The following is a 3,490-nucleotide window of genomic DNA, read 5'->3' on the forward strand; positions in this document are numbered from 1 at the left end:
AGGATGATATAATCACTTCACTAAAGCTCATCTGCGGCTGGTGTCAGCCCAAAAGAGGCGTACAAAATAGAGGGGGTTGTGCTTTCATACGATCAAGAACGAGGCAAAACGCGAAGCGGTTTTTTTCAAGGGCATATGCCCTTGGTTCCTCCCCTGGGGAGGAACCAAAGCGTTTACAAAGGAGAGAAATACGATGAAGAAACGATTTCTAAGCGTTCTGACAGCGCGTTCTGACAGCGTTGGCCCTGTGCCTGACGCTGCTGCCCACGGCGGCGCTGGCAGAGGGGACAGAAGCGCCCAGCAGCGTAACGCTTGCCGGGACACCTCTGGAATCCGGCAAGTTTTATATCCCGAATGAAGGCGGCGGGATCAAAGAAACCACGGATTCGCTTGACACGGACTACCTGAACTATAAAGACGGTGTTCTGACGGTCTATGGAACGGTAGAAGTAAACGGTGGCAGCTCAGACGGCCTGAACTTTGATGACGGCACCCTGACTCTGGCCGGAGACGGTAATCTCACCATTACGGCCTCCGGCAGCAACAATGCGGTGTCCGGTTCCGATCAAAGCACACTGACCACAGAGGGATTTTCCGGCAGCATCACCCTGCAGAGCGTAAATGGCGATGCTGTCCAGATCGTGAAGCTGGATCTGACCACCAGGGGAGATATCCGGATCTCTTCCGCCAAGATTGCCGTGAATACCCCCAAAAACCCCGTTACGCTTAAAGGGAAGACGGTGACCATTGAGACAACTGCGAATCCAGCCGATGATGCCACCGTGATAGCCCCAAGCCTGAATGTGACCGCCGGAGGTAATGTGACGATCACCGGCAGCGGCAATACTTACCCGCTGATCGGAGACGGTTACAAGGAGTGCGCCGTCACCCTCAACGCCGGAGGAAATGTGGAAATCGTCAACAAGAGCGGCACGGCAGTACACGGTCCGCTGACCGTGGCCAAAGCGCAGAATGTGACCATTGGAGGCGGCGGAGACCTACTTTCTTCCGAAAACGACACCCACAGCATCACCGCCAGCGGAACGGTGAAGATGGAGAGTGGCGGCAGCGGCATCGTGTGTTCCAGCGCTGCTGCCAACGGTCTGACCATTACCGGCGCGAAGACGGTGGAAATCGCCGGTGAGGCCTCCTCCGATCCCGTGGTCATGGGCATGACCCTGAAGAACTGCGGTACGGCGTCTGTCACCCGATTAGGGAATTCCGAATCCCAGGCTCCCATCGCGGAAACGATCGACTCCGATATTCCGGTGCTGCTGTACAATGGGAAAAATGACATCGAACCGCAGCTTCTTTGGAAGGATGACACTTATCAAAAGGCCGATACCACTGGCAGGTATGATATGGTGCCCACTCACACAAAGGCTGTCTATTACCAAGCCGGGAATGGCTATGTGATGTTCTCCCAGTTGAGCAATAGTGACCCGAAGAACGGAGCCGCCAGCGCCATTTTGTTCAACGCCGAGAGCAAGGACAAAAGAATTGAAGGAAATCTTACCGAGATAGAGGTCATTGGAGAAAACAACCTACAAGCGATCAATATCTTAAAGTTAGAGGGCGAGTCTGTGTCTGTCACCGGAACCGGAACGCTGAATACAAGCATAACCAGCACGGTGTCTCCGAAGATGGTGGACGGCGTTACGTTTAACGGTCTCGTTTGCGTGAATAAAGGAGGAACGCTAGCAAACCCCACCGCGACCTTGGACTTCACCGCCTATGGAAACAGCGAACTTCCCCCGATCATGCCAGGCGGAGACAAATTCGTTGTGGGTGCCGTGTCAAGCACTAAAGTGGACATGTTGGTCAGTCTGACCGTCCAAAAAGGGGCGACCCTGACCATCCCAAAGAGCGTGACGCTGAAGATTTCGGGTTTGGAGCATCTGTCCCGTCTGACCAACAACGGCACTTTGGTCAACAACGGTACCGTTTCCATACCGGATGCCACCGCTGCGGACATAAAGGGGCTGCGCCTGACCGGTTCCGGTCTGGTGCAAGTTCCAGCCGGTACGGGCCACACATATTACACCAATGGGGGCGCGGCGCTGGGAAATCTCAAGATGGATAATCTTGACCTGAGCCAGGTCGTTGGAGATCAGGGCGATCTGGGAACCGACGGCTACCACTGGAACAACACGGCTCGAACTCTGACCCTGAACGGTCTGGCGGTGACCGGAACGCTGACCCTGCCTAAGGGTGCGGAGAATATCAAAATCGCTGTCCAAAAGGAAAGCCTTGTAAACAGGCTTTCTTATAATGACTCTTATCGTCCAACGGTGCAGATCGTCGGCCGCGAGCCGCTGACTGTTCAACACATCAGCATGGATATGCACCTCACCGTGGAGCAGGACGGGGCGCTGAACGCCGGGGAGATCAACATCGGATCCTCCGGCAATGCGGATTCCATTATCACCGTCAAGGGCAAGCTGACGGTCAAGGGCAAGGGCATCCGCTGCGGTCAAATGGTCATTGGCGCCACCGGGGTGTTGAACGTCTCCGGTGAGCAAGGCGTTGCGGTTTTTGGCGTGAATGGCAGTTCCGACAGGTATCAGGGCGCTTTCCAAATTGCAAAAGGTGGCACCTTCACCGCCAACTGCACCGATTACAATGTGATGGTGTTGACCCAAGGGATACCGATGGACGAGGCGAAAGCGAAAACCTACCTTGTCCTTCCGGAAAACTATCTGCCCGAGGGCCATTCCATTCGGGTGGTCAATGATGTCCATGATAATCAGAAATATGCCGCTACCGTGGCGCAGAAGAGTGCTAATCTGACATTGGATGCGGAACGCGTCAGCGGCGCGGGCGGGCCGCTGAAACTGAAATTTCAGACCGCGCCGAAGCCCGGCGGTGGCGGCGGCTCTGACCGTGACAATTCCGGCAGCACCGTCAAGACCGAGACCACCACCAAGCCCGACGGCACCAAGGTTCAGACCGAGACCAAGGCCGATGGCACCACCATCAAGACTGAGACCAAGAAAGACGGCTCCGTTTCCAAAACCGAGACCAAGAAGGACGGCAGCTCCGTCACCGAAAATAAGGCCGCCGACGGCTCCACCGGCACGGTGAAAACCGACAAGAACGGCCAGACCGAGGCGAACGCCAAGGTCAGCGCCAAGGCGGTCGAGGATGCGAAGAAGAACGGCAAGGCCGTCAAAGCTCCCGTTGAGGTGGAGGCTGCCCGCAATTCCGGCACCGCCCCCACCGTCAAGGTGGAGCTGCCCCAGAACTCCGGCAAGACCGAGGTGGAAATTCCCGTTTCCAACGCAAACGCCGGCACCGTGGCGGTGCTTGTCCATCCCGACGGCACCGAGGAGATTTTGAAGGATTCCATTCCCACCGAGGACGGCATCCGACTCACCGTGGACGGCAGTGCAACGGTGAAAATCGTGGATAATGCCAAGAACTTCATCGACACCCAAAACCATTGGGCCAAGGACGAGATCGACTTCGTCAGCGCCCGTGAGCTGGTGAA

Annotated in this window: 1 protein-coding gene; it reads left to right on the forward strand. The window is 56.2% G+C overall.

Going from position 1 to position 3,490, the window contains the following annotated elements:
• Nucleotides 1-239: 239 nt before the first annotated feature.
• Nucleotides 240-3,490, forward strand: a 3,251-nt coding sequence (locus KQI26_RS14840) for a hypothetical protein (RefSeq protein ID WP_216505018.1), incomplete at its 3' end; no start/stop codon positions are given.

The sequence above is a fragment of the Intestinimonas sp. MSJ-38 genome, assembly GCF_018917925.1.
GTDB lineage: Bacteria > Bacillota > Clostridia > Oscillospirales > Butyricicoccaceae > Pseudobutyricicoccus.